This window comes from Mycolicibacter arupensis (genome assembly GCF_002086515.1).
Taxonomy (GTDB): domain Bacteria; phylum Actinomycetota; class Actinomycetes; order Mycobacteriales; family Mycobacteriaceae; genus Mycobacterium; species Mycobacterium arupense.
Map to the genome: position 1 here is coordinate 21,833 of NZ_MVHH01000032.1, position 17,962 is coordinate 39,794.

Consider the following 17,962-nt stretch of genomic DNA (forward strand, 5'->3'; position numbering starts at 1 on the left):
CAGCCAATGGCGCCGAGTCAGGTGGCGATCTTGGCCTTATTCCTGGCCGCTCCTCCCCGTGTCCGTAGGGGTACACCATGGGTTTTCGCCCATCGAGCCATCGTTGTCGTGCTGACGCCGCGTTCGCGGGCGAGGTCGGGTAGCGGGCGTTGATGGGTGACGTATTGGGTGTAGAGCCAGTCGGGGTCAACGGTGTGCTTGGTTGCTCGGCCGGGTTTGCGTGTCTCGATCTGGTAGTCGGCGGCCAGGCGCGCGATGGTCTGTCGGCTGACACCAGCCTGGTCGGCGATCTCGGCAAGGCTCAACCCGCAGAGTGCGTACTGCTCGATGAAGGCCTCGCGTGGGTAGGCCTCTTTGGCGCGGCGGTAGGCGTTGAGGTCGGTGGCGGCCGATGGGGTTGGGTGGCAGGTGAGGAGGTAGCGGGCGGTGTCGAGGTCTGTGCCGGCATCTTCGGCGGCGTGGCCGAGGAACAGCCCCTGCTGGATGCCGCGGTGCAGAGCGTCGAGATCGACGTGGTCGGGATTCTGGCCCGGCAGACGTAGGCCCTCCAGGAAGTCTGTGTCTGGCTCGAAATGTACTGGTTCGTCCCGGACCCCCTGCTCGGCAAGGAATTCCAGTGCGACGTGATCGAGCGCGTAGCTGAGCTCGGCGGTGAGGTAGTAGGGGAAGTCGGCGATTTTGGTCCGTAGAGCGGGGCTGATGTTCTCGCTACCGACCGGCATGCTGGAGATGCGTTCTTGCAAATAGGCTCGGGCCACCTGGGCGCGGGCCGGCCCGCGGCTGGTGGCGCCGGTTTCGCGGCAGATGCGCAGCCAGGTGTCGTCGGGCAGCAACTCGCGGTAGTCAAGACGGCGGCGGCGTGAGTAGTTGATCGGGACCGTTGATTGGGCGAGGTGTTCAACCAGGGACAGCAGGGCCTTGCTGATATCGATCCAGTTGGCGTGTTGGTTGAGGAGCTGCAGAGCGCGCGAGACCCCATGGTCGTCGAGTGGGCTGCTTATGCTGCGGGCCAGCGGCGACAGTTTCGTCTTTGTGTCGATGAGCAATACTGCGGCCGAGAGCGCCGGTCGCAGCTGACGCAGATGACTCCCGGGGACGGTCAACCGTAGGGCGACGTTCTGCCAGAGTGAGGTGGGGAGCTTGTCAACCTCGGTGATGCAACCCAATGTTCGGGTCGGGAAAGCCGGCCAGTTGCTGGTGGTGCGGAATCGGAGTTGTTCGCTGGGTTTGAGGCTCGGGCCTAGTGCTGCAAGTTGGGCAGCGCCAGCGATGCCTCCCGTCCACGCCAGGCGCGTAGTGGACGAGTGGGCGCCGCGTGAGCGGATCGCGGTGATCAGCCACCGCAGTGAGTCGCCTGCGGTTTGTACATCTCGTTGGTCGAGAGCCTGTAGTGCGGTGAGGGCGCCCGCGACGGTTACGCTCGCAGCCGTCGGCGCCTGTACAACGAGTGACTTCCTGGGACTCGCCGCCCGTGCGGTCGGCAGTTGTGGATGGTCCAGCTGGTAGGCGGTGAGCAGATCCTTGCCGATGATCGGTTCGAGTTCCGGTGGGCTGGCATAAGTGAGCGCTTTGACGGCGATTGCCCGTATGTCGGCGAGCACCTTGGCTGGTTGTTGCGGATCGTGGGCATAGACACCGCTGGTGACGACATCTGCGGTGATGATGTCGTTGATTCGGCGTTGGGCACGCAGGACGCGATGCTCGTCGTTGTCGAAGGTGAGGACTTCAGCGGTGCTCAGATCCGCTCCGCACCGTTCGGCCCGGGTTGTGCGATTGTCCGCCGGTGCTGCGCAGTGTCCCGGTCGTGGGATGCCGTCAGCGGCTAACTGCCGGATTCGGGGGCGGACACCGCAGGCAGGGCAGGCGTCGGCGAGCAAACACCTGTGTTCGAGGCAGGTAAAGGTCCATCCAAGTCTCCAGGCCAGCTTCCAGCGGCCACCGGACTCGGCCAGGCAATGCGGGCAGTAGCGCGAGCCGGGCCGCGGCCCCCAAGGGAAGGTGGTGTCCAAGCGGGTAGGAGTCTTTATCACCGCTGCCGCTCGGCCGTCGTAGTGCGACAACGTCATTGCCGACAGGACTGTCGAGTTCACCGCGGTGGCCGCATGCAGGGCGGTCTGCTGATTCGGGGTCAGTCTGATCATCCAGCGGGGCACCGAGTGAAGCGCTGGCTCGGTCAGGTGGACCGCTACGCGGAGATCGCCCCAGCTGGTGTGGGTGCGGTGCCCGAGTGCTTCCAGCCAGGAGTCGAGTGCTTCGCCGGCAATCGGATCGACATTGATGGGGATGCGTCGGATGTCGGTCATGACGCTCGCACGCTGACTCGCGTGGTGAGCTTGCCGGCTTGCAGTGCAGACTGCAGTTCCTGGCGGGCCTTCTCTGAGGCTTCGTCGTTTTTCACCCGGTCGAGTAGGTCTCGGGTAAGCCGTTCGGATCCGGTCCGCACGGCGCGTTGGCAGCCCCGGTTGACCAGCGTGATCAGTGATCCGATATGCCCGGTGGATCGGGCATACAGGTAGTCGGAGAGCTCATCGGCCAGCATGCCCGGGTGACTGTCGGCCAGGACAATCCGGCGCTCCAGGGTCAACAGGAGATCACGCCATCGTTTGCGCTCTGCCTTGGTCTTGATGGTGAATGCGTCCATCCCGAGCTTTGTTGTACGCCTGCCTGTTTGGGCGATGATCGCATCCTGGTAGGACGACCCCTCCGAGAACAGCCCGTGCTTGGTCAGCCCAACGCCGATATAGATGATGGTGACCGGGAATTCGTTGGCGATGTATTTGAAGTGGTTGCTGATTTCCACACCTTGGGTGTTGCGCCAGCGCAGGAAGTGCAGGTCGTCGATCATCAACAGGCGGGTTTGGCAGGCCAGTACGCAGTCCAGGGCTCGGTGGGCCAACTGCGCGGCGGTCCCGCGATGGGTGCCGGGGTGGCCGAAGTAGTCGAGCATGGCTCGGTTGAAATCGACCATGCCGGTGTTGCCGGTCAAGCCCACCCGACAGACGGGGATTCGCCGGTGCCCTCCTGGCGTTGCCGATCCGCGTTCGGTGATTTCGCGGCGGTGGAAGTCGCGGGCGAAGGCTAGGGCTGCGGTGGTCTTCCCCAGTCCGGGGTATCCGTCAATGGCGACAGCGCTTTTGGGTTTGTCGCCGGTTTGATGGTTGCTGTCGACGATGTCCCAGAGTTGTTCGTGCAGCTCGGCGAGTTGCGGTGTCCGCAAGGGTCCGAGGTTGGCGTGCCAGGTGCGTCGTTGGGCGTTGTAGTCGATCAGCGCGGCCTCGCCGAGTGCCTTGATCCCTGCCCGGGTCAGCGGTTCGGGACGGGTCAGCACCGGGGCCTCGGCGAAAGCGAAGAATCCTTCGTTGCGCGCCAGCGTGAGATTGTCCAGGTTCGCCGGGTGTGGCGGCGGCTGCACCGAGGCGGTCATGCGTCCTCCCATGCGGTGGCGTAGAAGTCGTCAGGGTCATCGCTGCTGTCGTCGTCTCCGCAGTCGTCCTCGGACGGCGGTTCAACTGGGGGGCGGCCGGTGCCGTCCGCATCCTCCACAGGGGTCTGATCCGGCAGTGCCTGTTGCACGGATGACAGCGCCTGCACCAATTGCTGCGTGCTGCCTGTCGTGGCACAGAGCAATTCGTCTTCGCGGGATTGGCGCAAGGCCAGGCGTCGTTCGGTCGGGGCTTTGCCCAGTCCGAGGTTCCACCGTTCCAGTAGGAGCTCCATCGCGAGCTCGTCATTGGGGTAGGTGTATTTCTTGCGTGCCAGGCTGCGGGCGAAGGCGAGGGCATCGTCGCCAAAGGGCGCTGTGAGCGCTGGTGCGTGCTCCCACATCAGGGTGTGCCACTTTTGATCGCTCGGGTCGCGGAAGTGGACGCAGCTGATGTCGTCGGGATGGCGGTGGACTGGCCATCGCCCACCGGGGTAGGGGCTGCGCTGGCCGCGGTACGGGTCCAAGGATGGCCCGTTGTACCGGCGGCCACCGACCTCGACGCCGTAATGCTGGATGGTGCGCTTCTCGACTGCGAGGAATTCGTAGGCAAGATCGGGGTCTTGCGGGGCCTCGATGTAGCCGGCGCGGGCAAGACCGTGCTCGAACATGGTCGCCGGGGACAGGTCCAATCCTGGAAGTCCTGGCTCGACCAGTCCGTCGTGAGGTCGTCGGTGGTACACCACCGCAATCCACTCTCGGATGATCGCCTCGAGTTCATCGATGTAGAAGTGCGCCTCATGTTCCGGGGCCAGGCCGCGGGAATGGATATCCGGGCCTTTATAGCCGGGGAGGTACTGGAGCAGGTCTTGTCTAATAGTGAGGAAGAACCGTTCGACGGGACCCTTGTCACGCCCCATACGCAATCGTGCGGGTTGGATCGAGATCTGCATGCGCTGGCACACACTCGTCAGGTGCTCGGAGACGTAGATTTTGCCGTGGTCGACAATCAGGCTTTCGGGAACGATCGCCGGCCAAGCGGCGCGAGTGCCGTCACGGTCGATCGCATCGACGTCAAGCAGCACCGATCGAGGGATGCCGTGTTCGGGCCAGGTCGCTTCTTTCGGCCAGCTGGCGGGCGCGTCCGGCGGCCGGTAGCACTGGTATAGCACCATCGCGGCGTCCACCGACTTCGTCGACACCGGTGTCAGGCGCAGGCCGGTGATGCAGCGGGTGTACCAATCCATGCCCACGGTGAGCTCCACTTGGGTCCACCGCAGCGTGAGGGGATCCATCGCGAAGACATCGAGCCTGGTGGTATCCATCAGCAGGTATTCACCTGGCCGGGTCGGTCGCAATTTCCCATAGGTTCCCGGATTACGCTCAGCAATATCCCGGTTTCGTTTGGTGCTGAGCCGAAAGGTCGCGTACTTGGCCTCGAGGACAGTTAAGACGCGAAATGCGCTGGCGCGACTCGGGATTGGTACGACATCGGGACCGTAGCGGGCAATGACACGGGCGTTAGCATGCTTGATAACCGCAGTCTGCGAGGGCCGGGATTGATCGACATGTTCCACCATGACCTCGATGGCGGCCTCGCGCCACCGGTCGTCAACCCTGGGTAGATTGCGAACCCGCACCTGTTTGCTTTGGACAAGCCCTGCCTCCCCGTGCTGCCGGAAGGCGGCCACCATCCGCTGAATGGTGCGCAGTTTGACGCCGAGCTCGGCTGCCTTCGCCTTGTACCTGTCTGTCTGGGGCAGGGCGGGGTCGTACTCCGGCCGGGGCTCGCCCTTTTCGCTCGCTTCTGCGCTGCCAGAGCGGTATCCGGTGAGGACCTCGCGGATATGGGCAGCGCAGTCCCGGATCCGGACGCGTTCCGACTCACTGATCACCGCCAGGATCGTGGCGGCCACATCCTCCAGGCAGTCCGACGACCCGGATTCGTTGGGCTCGTCGTTGGGCTCGTCGTGGCGGTAGGCCAGAAGTGTGCTCAAGGCAATGCGGCGAATCTGCTCGGTACCAACCGTTTTGACGATTGCGCTGTTACCAACGAATCCTGTGCGGATTTCCACGATCTCGATCAGCTCGCCATAAAAGCTCAGTCGGCTGCCCGGGCCGATGCGGAGGCGGCCCATCATGAGTTCGGTCCTTTGCGTAGGACAGCAGTCGATTGCAGAGGTGCATCCAGGTCGGTGGCGATGGCCCCGCACCACAACAGATGACACAGAGCGGACCGCACCAGTGGAACAGGCAGGCCGGCATGGGCTGTTATCGCCTGCTCAATAGTGAGGCCCTCGACGTCGAGGCGGCTCACGGCGTCCAGGACGTCCCTATTGATCCGTCGCTCATCGCGGTAGCCGGCCAGGAACCGAATGTTGTTCAGCTCAACAGGTGGTGGTTCGCTCCACACCTCGTAGTCCCATCCCCGGTCCTCGATGAGGTGGCGCGTCCAGGCCAGGGTGTAAGCGACTTTGGGAACGCCGACGCGATGACGCGGCTTGACGTCGACGACAATCGGGCCGTTTCGGGTACTGAGTAGAAAGTCAGGGATGTGTCGGCGCCGTTTGCCGTCGACATCGGCTTCGATCAGAAATGGTTGGGCCGCAATGGAGGTGACCGCCGGTTCGAAATCGGCGTAGAGCAGCCGTGCCAGTTCCAGGCGGGACTCGTAGATGACATGGTCGTTCTGAGTCTTCGCCCAGTAGGTTCCTGAGTAGTGCTGCTGGCCATACCACCACCGGAAGGTCCGCCACGGGGCCAACGGTGCCGAGAGCACCGCAGCGGCATCCGCCCAATCAGCGGTCTGGATCTGATCGCCTGTGGTCGTACGAAACGAGATCACGGCGGCGCGTCGATCAACCTGGATAGCCAGCTCAGGCGTGTGTGCGCCCGCCCGACGGGCCGACACAGGCGACCCCGTCTTGACAAGCGCGGTCGGATAAGTTGAACTCATGAAAGTCCCTTCGCATGGGGATTGAGGTGAATGGTGGTACGTGTACCGCTACCGAAGGCCGGGTGCCCGCCCGGCCTTCGGCATTTCTAATGCGTTGTCAGTGCGACAACAACTGGTCAGTCCGGTCTCGTCGGTCCTCCGCTCGCTTCGGCTTGACTATCCGCCAAGGGTTCGCCATACATTGGCGCCCTGACGATTTCGGAGATGGTCGCCGATCTGGCGATTCGTTCGTATCCCAGGTCGATGAGCCTGGCCCCAGCTTCTGACAACGACACGTTCCACTCACGAGCGCACTGATAGGCAGCCTCAGCGGAAGCGCGCGGAAGCCGGAACTCCACACGCATTCTGTCCCGAACTCCAAGCTCTGGGCGATCCATGAGGACTCCCTTCCGCTATTTGCTATTCCCGAATTCGGTGGGCTGCCGGCGTTTCGCCGGTGCTATACCGGTATCAAACACCCTGCAGGACAGAAAGTCTCGTCGTTCTGCTGTATAACAACAGGCGCCGTCAATCAGCCTGACACAATTCGTGAACACGCAGACCGTCACGCCGCTGTTTAATTTGCGGCAAAAGCCCTGGACACTCCCGCCGCGATCCGCAGAGTTGTGCAACCCCCAACAGTGACTCCACGGATTGTGACGTTCATCACAATATGAGTCGAGCCGAGGCGGCTGCCGTACGGGGATGTCAACGGACAGCTCGTCGAGGTGTTCCTCCCCGCTTCATAGGTCGTCGACCTCGTCCCGGAGAGCAACCGCAAAGGCTCCTTGATCAGCGCGCCGCCGAGCCAACTGGTCCGGCGTCAGACGTGCGTCAGTAGCATCAAGTACGTCATCGTGACCCTCGTAGGGAGCCAGGTTGATCCTGACTTCGAGGTCGACCGCAGCCAGGATGAGCGCCGGCACAGGCAGTGACGGCTGCCGAGCCCCTGATTCGATACGGGCGACCGTCGACTGCGGCACGCCAGCCAGTTCGGCGAGCTGACGCTGCGGTACACCGATCTGACTCCGGGCCGCCTTCAACAGATTTCCCGCAAACCGCTCGATATGACCAATGCGCGCGGGCCCCATTGTCGCCATACTCCACGAGAGCTAATCGGCTATCGCGTTTTCTCGATACCCCTACCCGCATGACACGAGTTGAGACAGGTGACACGGAGGTGACACCACCGCTGAGAATATGACACGGAGCGTGAGACCCTACAACATTGGTAGCTTCTCAGTGCGCCATGTTCGTAAACCGCGACAAGTGCAGCTGGTGCGCTACGGTCACCGTTTTGGTCGGACCGTTACGGTGCTTGGCCAAGATCAGGTCCGCCTCGCCGCCCCGCGGGTCGTCCCGTTCAAAAGCATCCGGGCGATGCAAAAGTATAACCATATCCGCGTCTTGCTCCAAACTTCCACTTTCGCGGAGGTCTGCCAGCATGGGCTTCTTGTCTGTGCGCTGCTCGGGCCCACGGTTGAGCTGGCTCAGCGCGATCACCGGCACTTCGAGCTCCTTGGCCAGCAGCTTGAGATTCCGGGAGAATTCCGAGACCTCCTGCTGGCGCGACTCGACCTTCTTGCCGGAGGTCATCAGCTGCATGTAGTCGACCGCCACCAGTCGCAGGTCGGCCTTCTGCTTGAGCCGGCGGGCTTTGGCGCGGATCTCCATCATGGTCAGGTTCGGCGAATCGTCGATGTAGAGCGGGGCCTCGCTGATCTCACTCATCCGCCGCGCCAGCCGGGTCCAGTCGTCGTCTGTCATCCGTCCCGAGCGCATGTCGCCGAGTTTGATCTTGGCTTCAGCGGAGAGCAGTCGCATGACGATCTCGGACTTGCTCATTTCCAGCGAAAAGATGACGCTGGCCATCCGGTTCTTGATCGAGCACGACCGCATGAAGTCAAGTGCCAGTGTGGACTTCCCCATACCGGGCCGCGCCGCAATGATGATCATCTGTCCCGGGTGCAGCCCGTTGGTCACCTCGTCGAGGTCGGTGAAGCCGGTCGGCACACCGCGCGCGATACCGCCGTGCGAGGCGATCGCGTCGATCTCGTCCATGGTCGGCTGCAGCAGGTCTTCCAGCGGTACGAAGTCCTCGGAGCTGCGCCGTTCGGCCACCTCATAGATCTCGGCCTGGGCCCGGTCGACGATCTCGGCGACATCGGCGCCCTCAGCACCGGCGTATCCGTACTGCACTACTCGAGTGCCGGCCTCTACCAGCCGGCGCAGGATCGCCTTCTCCGCGACGATCGTGGCGTAGTAGCCGGCGTTGGCCGCGGTCGGCACCGTGGAGATCAGCGTGTGCAGGTATGGGGCGCCGCCCACCCGGCGCAGCAGGCCGCGGCGGTCCAGCTCGGCCGCCACAGTCACCGCGTCGGCCGGCTCTCCGCGCCCGTAGAGGTCCAGGATCGCGTCGTAGATGTTCTGGTGCACCGGGCGGTAGAAGTCAGCCGGCCGCAGCCGCTCCAGCACGTCGGCGATGGCGTCCTTGCTCAGCAGCATGCCCCCGAGCACCGACTGCTCTGCGGCGAGATCCTGGGGTGGCTGGCGGCCCACGTCCTCGCGTGGCGGCTCCTCAAGCTCAGAATGACCACGGTCGTCGACTACCGCCATGCGCCCCACCTTCTCCACCGGCACACTCGAACGTCTTTTCGACGTTGCTGCCGCAACCTAACAGCGGACACCGACAATCCCGCCCTGCCGTGCCGCGTTGACGGTAGGCGTTGCTGGCGGCCGTACAAAACGGGCTTGTTCACAAAGGTGTGGATTAAGTGTGCACACCTTTCCCGCAATTGTTTGGATCGGTGGGGATGACTTGTGGATTGCCCTTCTAACCCGCGTTATCCCCGCAGGTAGAAGCGGTAGCAAGGGGTGTTTTGATTGTGGAGCACAATCTCTTCGGCGTGTCGTCATTGGTTGCCGTCTTGGGCGTGTTGCCTTGCAGACAGGTAGACGCGATTCCACATCAAAGTAAACGACCCCACCCATGCACACGGGCCTAAAAGTTAGCCAGCGCTAACCTGATGGAACCTCGTCCGAACACAGCAAAGCCCCGGCGGCGCCGATCAGGGCGCTGCCGGGGCTGCTGCGGTATGTGCTAGTTTGCCGCGGCGACGTCGAGGGTGACGTCGACGTTCACGTCGGGGTGCAGGTGCACCGACACCGGGTGGCTGCCGACGGCCTTGATGTGGGCCTTGGGCAGCCGGACGATCCGCCGGTCGAGGTTCGGCCCGCCGGCCTTCTTGATGGCGGCGACCACGTCAGCCGCGGTGACCGAGCCGAACAGCTTGCCCGAGTCGCCGGAGGTCTTCACCGGCAAGGTGACCGTGCCCAGCGCCTGCAAAGCTTCCTTGAGCTCCTTGGCGTGGTCCAGGTCGCGCACCTGCTTGGTCTCGCGGGCCCGACGGATGTCGTCGGCCTGCTTCTGCGCGCCGCGCGTGGCGACGATGGCCAGCCCCCGCGGGAGCAGGAAGTTGCGGCCGTATCCGTCCTTGACCTCGACGGTGTCTCCGGCCGCTCCGAGGTGGTCCACCTCAGCGGTCAAAATGAGCTTCATCGTTTCGTACTTTCTCCAAGATTGAGTGGTCGGCTAGCGCGCCGACGAGGTGAAGGGCAGCAACGCGACCTCGCGGGCGTTCTTCACCGCGAGCGCGACGTCGCGCTGGTGCTGAACGCAGTTGCCGGTCACACGACGGGCGCGGATCTTGCCCCGCTCACTGATGTAGGTGCGCAGCAGCGAGGTGTCCTTGTAGTCGATCACCTGCTTCTTGTTCGAGCAGAATGCGCACTTGCGAGCCTTGATCGGCTTTTCAGGAGCCGGACGCCGCTTGTTGGATTTGGCCATCTACCTATCTCTTTCGTGCTGTGGTTCGTTTGTCTAAAAGGGCGGCTCGTCGTCGGCGCCACCGAAGGAGCCGGACGCCGGAGCACTGCCCCACGGGTCTTCCGCGGCCGGGCCGGACGCGCCCGACGGGCCGGACGGGGCTGACATGCCGCCGCCCCCGCCGAAGCCGCCTCCGCCGCCACCGCGGCTGACCTTGTTGATCTTGGCGGTGGCGTACCGCAACGAGGGGCCGACCTCGTCGACCTCGACCTCGTAGACGGTGCGCTTCTCGCCCTCGCGGGTCTCGAAGGACCGCTGCCGCAGCCGCCCGGTGACGATCACCCGCGATCCGCGGGTGAGGCTCTCGGCCACGTTCTCGGCGGCCTCACGCCAGATGTTGCACCGAAGGAACAGCGCGTCGCCGTCCTTCCACTCATTGCTCTGCCGGTCAAAGACCCGCGGGGTGGACGCCACCGTGAAGTTGGCGACCGCCGCCCCCGAGGGGGTGAACCGCAGATCCGGGTCCGCGGTCAGGTTTCCAACGACGGTGATCGTGGTGTCACCTACAGCCACGGGGCCCTCCTAGGATCGGTGTCAGCGCTTGATGCTGCATTCGCAGCATGAGCCTACGCAACGGCTGCGACAGTCGCCTACGACTTGTCGGTGCGCATCACCTTGGTACGAAGCACCGACTCGTTCAGGCTGAGCTGACGGTCGAGCTCGGACACGGTGGCCGGCTCGGCCTTGACGTCGATGACCGCGTAGATGCCCTCGGCATGCTTGGCGATCTCGTAAGCCAGGCGGCGCTTGCCCCAGATGTCGACCTTGTCCACCGAACCGCCGTCTTTACGGATGACGTTCAGGAACGTCTCCAGGGACGGGGCAACGGTGCGCTCGTCGAGAGTGGGGTCAAGGATGACCATGATTTCGTATGGACGCATGGGAACCTCATCACCTCCTATGGTCGTAGTGCGGCCGTGGAGATGTCCACGGCAGGAGGGTCGCCTGCGTCGGCAACCGGGCCAGGTTACCGGACCAGGCAGGCCGCCACGAAATCGCGGGTCGAGGCCACCGTGTGACGCTCACCCGGCGAATGTCGCATTATGGCGGTAGCCTCACCGCCATGTCAGATGTTTCCCTATTAACTTTGTTGCGCGAACGGGCGTTCCTCTCCCCCGACGAACCCGCCTTCACGTACACCGACTACGAGCAGGACTGGGACGGCGTCGCCGAGACGCTGTCCTGGTCACAGATGTATCGCCGCGCGCTGAACGTCGCCAAGGAACTCAAGCAGCACGGCTCCGCCGGGGACCGGGCGGTGATCCTTGCCCCGCAGGGCCTCGCCTACATTGCGGGTTTCCTGGGAGCCATGCAGGCCGGATTCATCGCGGTGCCGTTGCCGGTGCCCCACCCCGGCGCCCATGACGAGCGGGTCAGCGCCGTGCTCACCGACACCACGCCCTCGGTGGTTCTGACCACGACCGCGGCCGCAGGCCTGGTCGCCGAATACGTCCGCGAATCCGGGGCCGACGCCACCGCCACCGTCGTGGAGGTCGATGCACTGGACCTGGACGCCAGCGTCAGCATAGGCGAGCAGCCCGTCGACTCAGGCGGGGTCGCGTATCTGCAGTACACCTCCGGCTCAACCCGGCTTCCCGCCGGCGTCATGGTGTCGCACCGCAACCTTCAGGTGAACTTCCGGCAGTTCATGGCGGGCTACTTCCCCGAATTCAACGGGGTGGCACCGCCCGACACCACCATCGTGTCGTGGCTGCCCTTCTACCACGACCTGGGCCTGATCCTGGGCGTCATCGCACCCGTCCTCGGCGGCTACCGCTGCGAGCTGACCAGCCCCGTGGCATTTCTGCAGCGCCCGGCCCGCTGGATCCAGGCGATGGCCGACCACCGCCGGGCGTTCTCGGCGGCGCCGAACTTCGCCTTCGAACTCGCGGTCCGCAAGACCACCGACGAAGACCTCGCCGGCCGCGACCTGGGCGACGTGCTCGGCATTGTCAGCGGCAGCGAGCGCGTCCACCCCGCCACGCTGGATCGCTTCATGAACCGCTTCGGTCCCCACAACTTCCGGGCCCGCGCACTGCACCCGGCCTACGGGCTAGCCGAGGCAACGCTCTACGTCGCCACCCTCGATGTGGAATGCCCCCCGCAGACGGTCTACTTCGAGTCGGAGAAGCTGACCCGCGGCAGCGCGCAGCGCTGCCCGGCCGAAGAGGGCACTCCCCTGCTCAACTACGGCGTTCCGAAATCGCCGGTGGTGCGGATCGTGGACCCCGACACCTGCGCCGAATGCTCGGCGGGCACCGTCGGCGAGATCTGGACCGCCGGGGCCAACGTCTCCGCCGGCTACTGGAACAAGCCTGAACAGACCCAGGAGGTGTTCGAGGCGAAGCTGGTCCGGGCATCCGAGGGCACCCCGAGTGGTCCCTGGCTGCGCACCGGCGACCTCGGGTTCATCTCCGAAGGTGAGCTGTTCATCGTGGGCCGGATGAAGGACCTGCTGATCATCCGGGGCCGCAACCACTACCCCGAGGACATCGAAGCCACCCTGCAGGAGATCAGCGGTGGCCGCGTCGCGGCGATCTCGGTTCCCGTCGACGAGGACGAAACCCTGGTCACCATCATCGAGGTTCGGGCTCGCCCGGAATCCGCGGAAGACACCGCGCAGCGGCTCTCGGCACTCAAGAACGATGTGCAAGCGGCCATCGCGCAGCACCACGGAGTGACCGTCGCCGACGTGGTGCTGGTGGGCCCGGGATCGATTCCCATCACCACCAGCGGCAAGGTGCGCCGCGCTGCGTGCGTCGAGCAGTACCAGACGCGCCAGTTCACCCGCATGGACGGATGAGCGGGCCGCGGCAACGCCCCACAAACTCGGTATGTGGTTAGCCCTGCTGGTGATGGCCGCCGCAACCAGCGTCGAGCCGGTTCGCATCGGCCTGACACTGCTGATGCTGAATCGGCCCAGACCGGCGCTGCAGCTGATGGCCTTCCTGTGCGGCGGCTTCCTCATGGGCACAACCGGCGGCCTGGTGGTGCTGTTATTCCTGCCGCCCACGGTGACCGAGGCCTCGGGCCTGACCCTGCCCAGGGTCCAGGTGGCTATCGGCGCACTGGCGCTGCTGACGGCCGCCGTGCTGGCGATCCGGGTCATCACCGCCCGGCGAGACGGCACGCGCCCTGCCGAGTCGGCATCGGTGCCGGCCAGGATGTCCGCGCGGGCGCAGCGGCTGTTGCGGGGCCGCTCGTTGTGGGTGGCCGGCACGGCCGGGCTGGGTATCGCGCTGCCGTCGCTGGACTATCTGGCGGCGCTGGCGGTCATCGTCGCCTCCGGCGCCCCCACCGGCACACAGGTCGCCGCACTGCTGACGTTCAACGTGGTGGCGTTCGCGCTGGTGGAGATTCCGCTGCTGGCCTATCTGGTGGTTCCCGAGGCCACCCATGCGGTGATGGCCGCGCTGAACAACTGGGTTCGGCAGCGTCGACCAGGGCAGGTAGCAGCCCTGCTGGCCACCGTGGGCGGCGTCTTGTGCACTGCCGGGTTTCTGGGTTTGTGAGATGGTGAACAGTGGGTCCGACAGCGGGCCTGCACGGTTGAAGGGGTTAGCGATGAAACGACTGGTCGCCGGAGCTCTTGCGGTATGGCTGGCCGGGTCGGCCAGTGGGTTGAGCGCCAGTACCGCTACCGCGGCCCCGCAGCACCCGCTCGACACCCCCTGGGTTGCGCCTGCGCCTGCGCCTGCGCCCACACCGCCGCCGGTGGGCGAGGCGGCCGCCGCGGAGGTCGTCTACGCGGTCGGCGGCGCCCGGCCACCGGGCATTCCGTGGGCCGACTACACCCGGCGTGCCGGCGCGGGCTACTTCCCCAACCGCAAGCGCGAGATCATCGACTACCCGGCGGGGGCGATGTTCCGGTGGGTCCCCACCGTGTTCGCGCCCGACGCCAAGAACGACGACGTCACCGTGGCCGCCGCGGTGGACGCCGCTGCCGACAACCTGGACGCGGTGATCCGTCGCGGAACCGAGCCGGCCGTCGCGATCGGATTGTCGCAGGGCACCATGGCGCTCGACAAGGAGCAGGCCCGGCTCGCCACGGACCCCACCGCGCCGCCCCCAGAGATGTTGCAGTTCACCACGATCGGCTCCCCCATGGGTAAGCACGCTTTCGGAAAGAGCTTTCTTTCCGGGCTCTTCGCCCCGGGCAGCCGGCTGCCCCTGGAGGACTACGTCATGCCCCCGGAGGTCGACAGCCAGTACGACTCCAACCGGATCGTCGCCGCCTACGACGGCATGGCCGACTTCCCCGACCGCCCCGACAACCTGTGGTCGGTCGCCAACGCCCTGCTCGGCTCGGCGATCGTGCACACGCCCTCGGCATTCACCACACCCGCCGACGTTCCGGCGCAGAACATCCGCTCCACGGTCAATTCCCGGGGCGCCACGACGACGTCGTACCTGATTCCGATCAACCACCTGCCGTTGACCATGCCGCTGCGCTTCTTGGGCATGCCCGACGACGTGGTCGATCAGCTCGACGCATTCCTGCAGCCCCAGGTCGACGCCGGCTACTCCCGCAACGACGACCCGGCCACCCGGCCCATTTCGGTGTCGCCGGCGGGCATGGATGTGGTGCAGGTACTGGGCCCCGAGACCAGCAGCGCCATCGACGACACCGTCGGCAAGGTTCGCAGCTTCTTCGGTTTCACCGGCTGACCGGCAAGGTCAGGCGTCGCTCCCCGACTCCGGGGCCTGCGGCAGCCACGGGCGCGCCGGCCACCAATTGGCCCGTCCGAGCAGCGCTGCGGCGGCGGGCACGGTGATGCTGCGGACCACGAAGGTGTCGACCAGGATGCCTGCCCCGATCACGAACCCGCCCTGCACGACGGCCCCGACGCTGGCGAACAACAGCCCGAACATGGCGGACGCGAATATCAGTCCCGCTGCGGTGATCACCGCTCCCGTTGAGCCGACGGTACGGATGACGCTGGTGCGCACGCCCAGCGGAGCCTCATCACGCAGTCGTGACGCCAGCAGCATGTTGTAGTCGGCTCCCACGGCCACCAACACAACGAACGCCAATCCTGGCACGCTCCAATGCAATTGCTGACCCAATATGACTTGGAAGACGAACACACCGAGGCCGATGGCCGACAGGTAGGACACAATCACCGAACCCACCAGATAGATCGGGGCGACGACGGCCCGTAGCAGGACGGTCAGGATCAGCAGCACCACCAGCGTCGTCAAGACGACGATGAGCCGCATGTCCCGTTCGTAATAGTCACGGATGTCGCGCAGCGTGACCGGATACCCGGAGATGGATATGGTCGCGTCCGCCAGAGTGGTATTGGGTTGCGCCGCTTGGGCGGTGGCCAAGATGGCGTTGACCTGGTCCATGGCTCGGGTACTGAACGGATCTTCATCGGTCTGAATGATGTAGCGCACCGAATGCCCATCCGGAGAGACGAACGTGTGGGCCAGGCTCTTGAAGTCCTCGGTGGCCAGCACCTCCCGCGGCACATTGAATCCCGCCATAGCGGGCGTGTAGGCCTCGTGCCCCATCTCCATCAGAAAGGCGGAGGCGGCGTCCAGTCCGAAACCCAATTCCTTGGTCTGGTCCACCAGCAGCTTGACCCCGTCCGCGACCTGCCGGCCGGCGACCGCAAGATCATTGGTGCCGTTCTGCATGTCGATGATCTGACGCTGCATCCGTCGTGGATTGTCGAATCCCAACGCATGCAACGACGCCGCCGCCGACTGCAACGATCGACTCAGGCCACTGGCCGCCGACGACACCGTCTGCGAGGGCTGCGCCGACTGCAGCTGCCGGAACAGGTTGGAGATCTCATCGAGAGTGCCTGCGGCGCGGGCGTTCTGTAACTTGTGGAACTCGGCGCGTGCGGTACCGCAAACAGGGTTGGCATCACAGGTCGGGCTGACATCGAGCGCCTCGGTCACCGGATCCACCCAGTCGAAGCTCGCCGCGAGACCGGCGAAGTTGAGCTGGAGCGCGTCACCGAGCGCGCGAATGCTGTTGACCAACTTCGACGCCTGGTCTATCTCACCGAGCGTCTTGGATCCACCGAACTGATTCTGCAGATAGGCCAGGGCGTCGACCAGACTGCGAACGCTGCCCACCGACTGGTTCACCTGGGCGTGCAGATCGCCGAGGCCGTTGGCCAGCTTCCTGGCGCCGGTGGACAACCGATCGAGGTCCGCGTCACGCGAGGCGATCAGACCGGCAGCATCGCCCAGCTGATCGCCGACCTCACCCGCCTGGTAGGTGGCTCGGGCCTCCTCCAGTGATTCGCCCGTGGGCCGGGTGACGCCGCGCACCGCGGCGACCCCGGGAATCTGGCTGATCCGGTACGCCATCTGCTCCATGTCGGCCAGCGCCCAGGGAGTGCGTAAGTCGTTGGGCGACTGCACCAGAAGGTATTCGGGGATCGTCTGGTTGACCGGGAAGTGCCGCTCCAACGCCGCATACCCGATGGAGCTGTCCACCGAACCGGCCAGTTGCTTGCGGTCGTCGTAGTTGAACCGCATCAGTGCCGCCCCACTGCCCAGGGCCAGCAGCAGCGCCAGGCTGCTGACCAAATAGGTCTTGGGCCGGCGCACGATCCGCACCCCGGTGCGCCGCCAGAGCCGTGCCGCTCGTTCGGGGCGCGGCGCCACCCAGCCACGCGGGCCGGCCAGCGCCAGGATCGCCGGCAGCAGGGTGACCGCGGCCAGGAAGGCCACCGCGATCCCGATCGCCAGGACCGGCCCGGTGGTGGCGAACACCCCGAGCTTGGCGAAACCCATCCCCAGCAGAGTCACCGCCACCGTCGCCGCGGATGCGGCAATCACCTTGCCGATCGAACTCAGCGCGCGCCGCACCGCTTGGTGACTGTCTTCGGCGCTGCCCGAACCCATCCGCACGTAGTCGTGATACCGGCTGACCAGGAACACGACGTAATCGGTTCCCACCCCGGCGATCAACGCGCTGAGCAGCACAATGGCCTGGTTCGAGACAGCCATGCCGGTGGTCTTCGACACCGTCGCCACTACCGCCTGCGCGGTGAGCAGCGCGACGCCGATGGTGATCAGGGGCAGCACCATGGTGAGCGGATTGCGGTAGATGACGGCCAGGATGATCAGCAGTAGCACCGCTATCGCCGACTCGATGGCGAGCCGATCCCGCGCGCCGGCCTCCGTCAGGTCGGCAACGGTGGCCGCCGGGCCGGTCACGTCAGCGGTGAGGGTTGATCCCGCAACGGTCTGCTTGACGATCTCCGAGACTCGCAGGTAAGCCTCGTAGGACTCCGGCGTACCCAAATCCCCGGCGAGCCCGACCGGCAGAATCCACGCCTGGCCGTCACTGCTGACGAGGACTTCCTCCAGCGCCGGCGCGGCCCGAAAGTCCTGCAGCATCACCACGTCGTCGGTGTCCTCGCGCAGCCGATCCACCAGCGTGCGGTAGACCTGTTCATCGGCGCGGTTCAAGCCCTGCTCGTCGCTGAGCAGCACGGTCAGCACATTTTCCGAGCCCTCTTCATCGAAGGCGGCGGCCGACTGCGCTGAGGCCCGGACCGACGGGGCATCGGCGGGCAGGACCGCCACGGGATGGCGCTGCGCCATCTCGGTCAGGGACGGCGCGAACACGGGCAGCAGCACCACCAGCAGCGCCCAGAAGCCGATCACCGGCCAGGGCCGCCGCACCACGAGTTCGCCTAACCGACCGAAGATGGGTTCACCTCCGCCGGCGGCGAGTGCTCTGGATCGC

Annotated in this window: 14 protein-coding genes; 3 read left to right on the top strand and 11 right to left on the bottom strand. The window is 65.2% G+C overall.

What is annotated here, in order from left to right:
• Window positions 1-17: 17 nt before the first annotated feature.
• The 10 genes from BST15_RS14585 to rpsF form a co-directional block, all read right to left on the bottom strand.
• Complete coding sequence (locus tag BST15_RS14585) at window positions 18-2,303, bottom strand: TniQ family protein (protein ID WP_046188564.1); 2,286 nt, start codon at window positions 2,301-2,303, stop codon at window positions 18-20.
• Entirely contained in the window at window positions 2,300-3,424 is a 1,125-nt protein-coding gene (locus BST15_RS14590) for a TniB family NTP-binding protein (protein WP_046188563.1), read from the bottom strand. The genes BST15_RS14585 and BST15_RS14590 overlap by 4 nt, the downstream gene beginning before the upstream one ends.
• Window positions 3,421-5,562 carry a Mu transposase C-terminal domain-containing protein gene (locus tag BST15_RS14595; RefSeq protein WP_046188562.1) on the bottom strand — a complete coding sequence of 714 codons (2,142 nt, stop codon included), beginning with the start codon at window positions 5,560-5,562 and terminating at the stop codon, window positions 3,421-3,423. The genes BST15_RS14590 and BST15_RS14595 overlap by 4 nt, the downstream gene beginning before the upstream one ends.
• Window positions 5,559-6,266 (bottom strand): TnsA-like heteromeric transposase endonuclease subunit, encoded by a 708-nt coding sequence (locus BST15_RS14600; protein WP_234708240.1) that lies wholly within the window; start codon window positions 6,264-6,266, stop codon window positions 5,559-5,561. The genes BST15_RS14595 and BST15_RS14600 overlap by 4 nt, the downstream gene beginning before the upstream one ends.
• A gap of 833 nt (window positions 6,267-7,099) precedes the next feature.
• Window positions 7,100-7,447, bottom strand: coding sequence for a helix-turn-helix transcriptional regulator (locus BST15_RS14605; RefSeq protein ID WP_046188584.1), 348 nt, complete (start codon window positions 7,445-7,447; stop codon window positions 7,100-7,102).
• A 148-nt stretch (window positions 7,448-7,595) separates the two neighbouring features.
• Entirely contained in the window at window positions 7,596-8,972 is a 1,377-nt protein-coding gene (gene dnaB / locus BST15_RS14610; protein ID WP_024442717.1) for a replicative DNA helicase, read from the bottom strand.
• Between the two features lie 484 nt (window positions 8,973-9,456).
• A complete protein-coding gene (gene rplI, locus BST15_RS14615; protein WP_024442718.1) occupies window positions 9,457-9,915 on the bottom strand; it encodes a 50S ribosomal protein L9 in 459 nt (152 codons plus the stop codon).
• 33 nt (window positions 9,916-9,948) lie between these two features.
• Complete coding sequence (gene rpsR, locus BST15_RS14620) at window positions 9,949-10,203, bottom strand: 30S ribosomal protein S18 (protein ID WP_024442719.1); 255 nt, start codon at window positions 10,201-10,203, stop codon at window positions 9,949-9,951.
• Between the two features lie 33 nt (window positions 10,204-10,236).
• Window positions 10,237-10,755 (bottom strand): single-stranded DNA-binding protein, encoded by a 519-nt coding sequence (locus BST15_RS14625; RefSeq protein WP_024442720.1) that lies wholly within the window; start codon window positions 10,753-10,755, stop codon window positions 10,237-10,239.
• Window positions 10,756-10,832: 77 nt separating this feature from the next.
• Complete coding sequence (gene rpsF / locus BST15_RS14630; protein WP_024442721.1) at window positions 10,833-11,123, bottom strand: 30S ribosomal protein S6; 291 nt, start codon at window positions 11,121-11,123, stop codon at window positions 10,833-10,835.
• 182 nt (window positions 11,124-11,305) lie between these two features.
• Between rpsF and BST15_RS14635 the strand changes: the two genes are divergently transcribed.
• From BST15_RS14635 to BST15_RS14645, 3 genes are read left to right on the top strand one after another with little or no spacing between them, the layout of a single operon-like run.
• The gene (locus BST15_RS14635) at window positions 11,306-13,045 is read left to right on the top strand and encodes an AMP-binding protein (RefSeq protein ID WP_046188583.1); all 1,740 of its coding nucleotides are present in this window, start codon (window positions 11,306-11,308) and stop codon (window positions 13,043-13,045) included.
• A gap of 31 nt (window positions 13,046-13,076) precedes the next feature.
• Window positions 13,077-13,754 carry a GAP family protein gene (locus BST15_RS14640; protein WP_046188561.1) on the top strand — a complete coding sequence of 226 codons (678 nt, stop codon included), beginning with the start codon at window positions 13,077-13,079 and terminating at the stop codon, window positions 13,752-13,754.
• 52 nt (window positions 13,755-13,806) lie between these two features.
• The gene (locus BST15_RS14645) at window positions 13,807-14,910 is read left to right on the top strand and encodes a PE-PPE domain-containing protein (RefSeq protein WP_046188560.1); all 1,104 of its coding nucleotides are present in this window, start codon (window positions 13,807-13,809) and stop codon (window positions 14,908-14,910) included.
• A gap of 9 nt (window positions 14,911-14,919) precedes the next feature.
• Here the strand turns inward: BST15_RS14645 and BST15_RS14650 are convergent, their stop codons facing one another.
• Window positions 14,920-17,898 (bottom strand): MMPL/RND family transporter, encoded by a 2,979-nt coding sequence (locus BST15_RS14650; RefSeq protein WP_264002468.1) that lies wholly within the window; start codon window positions 17,896-17,898, stop codon window positions 14,920-14,922.
• Between the last annotated feature and the right edge of the window lie 64 nt (window positions 17,899-17,962).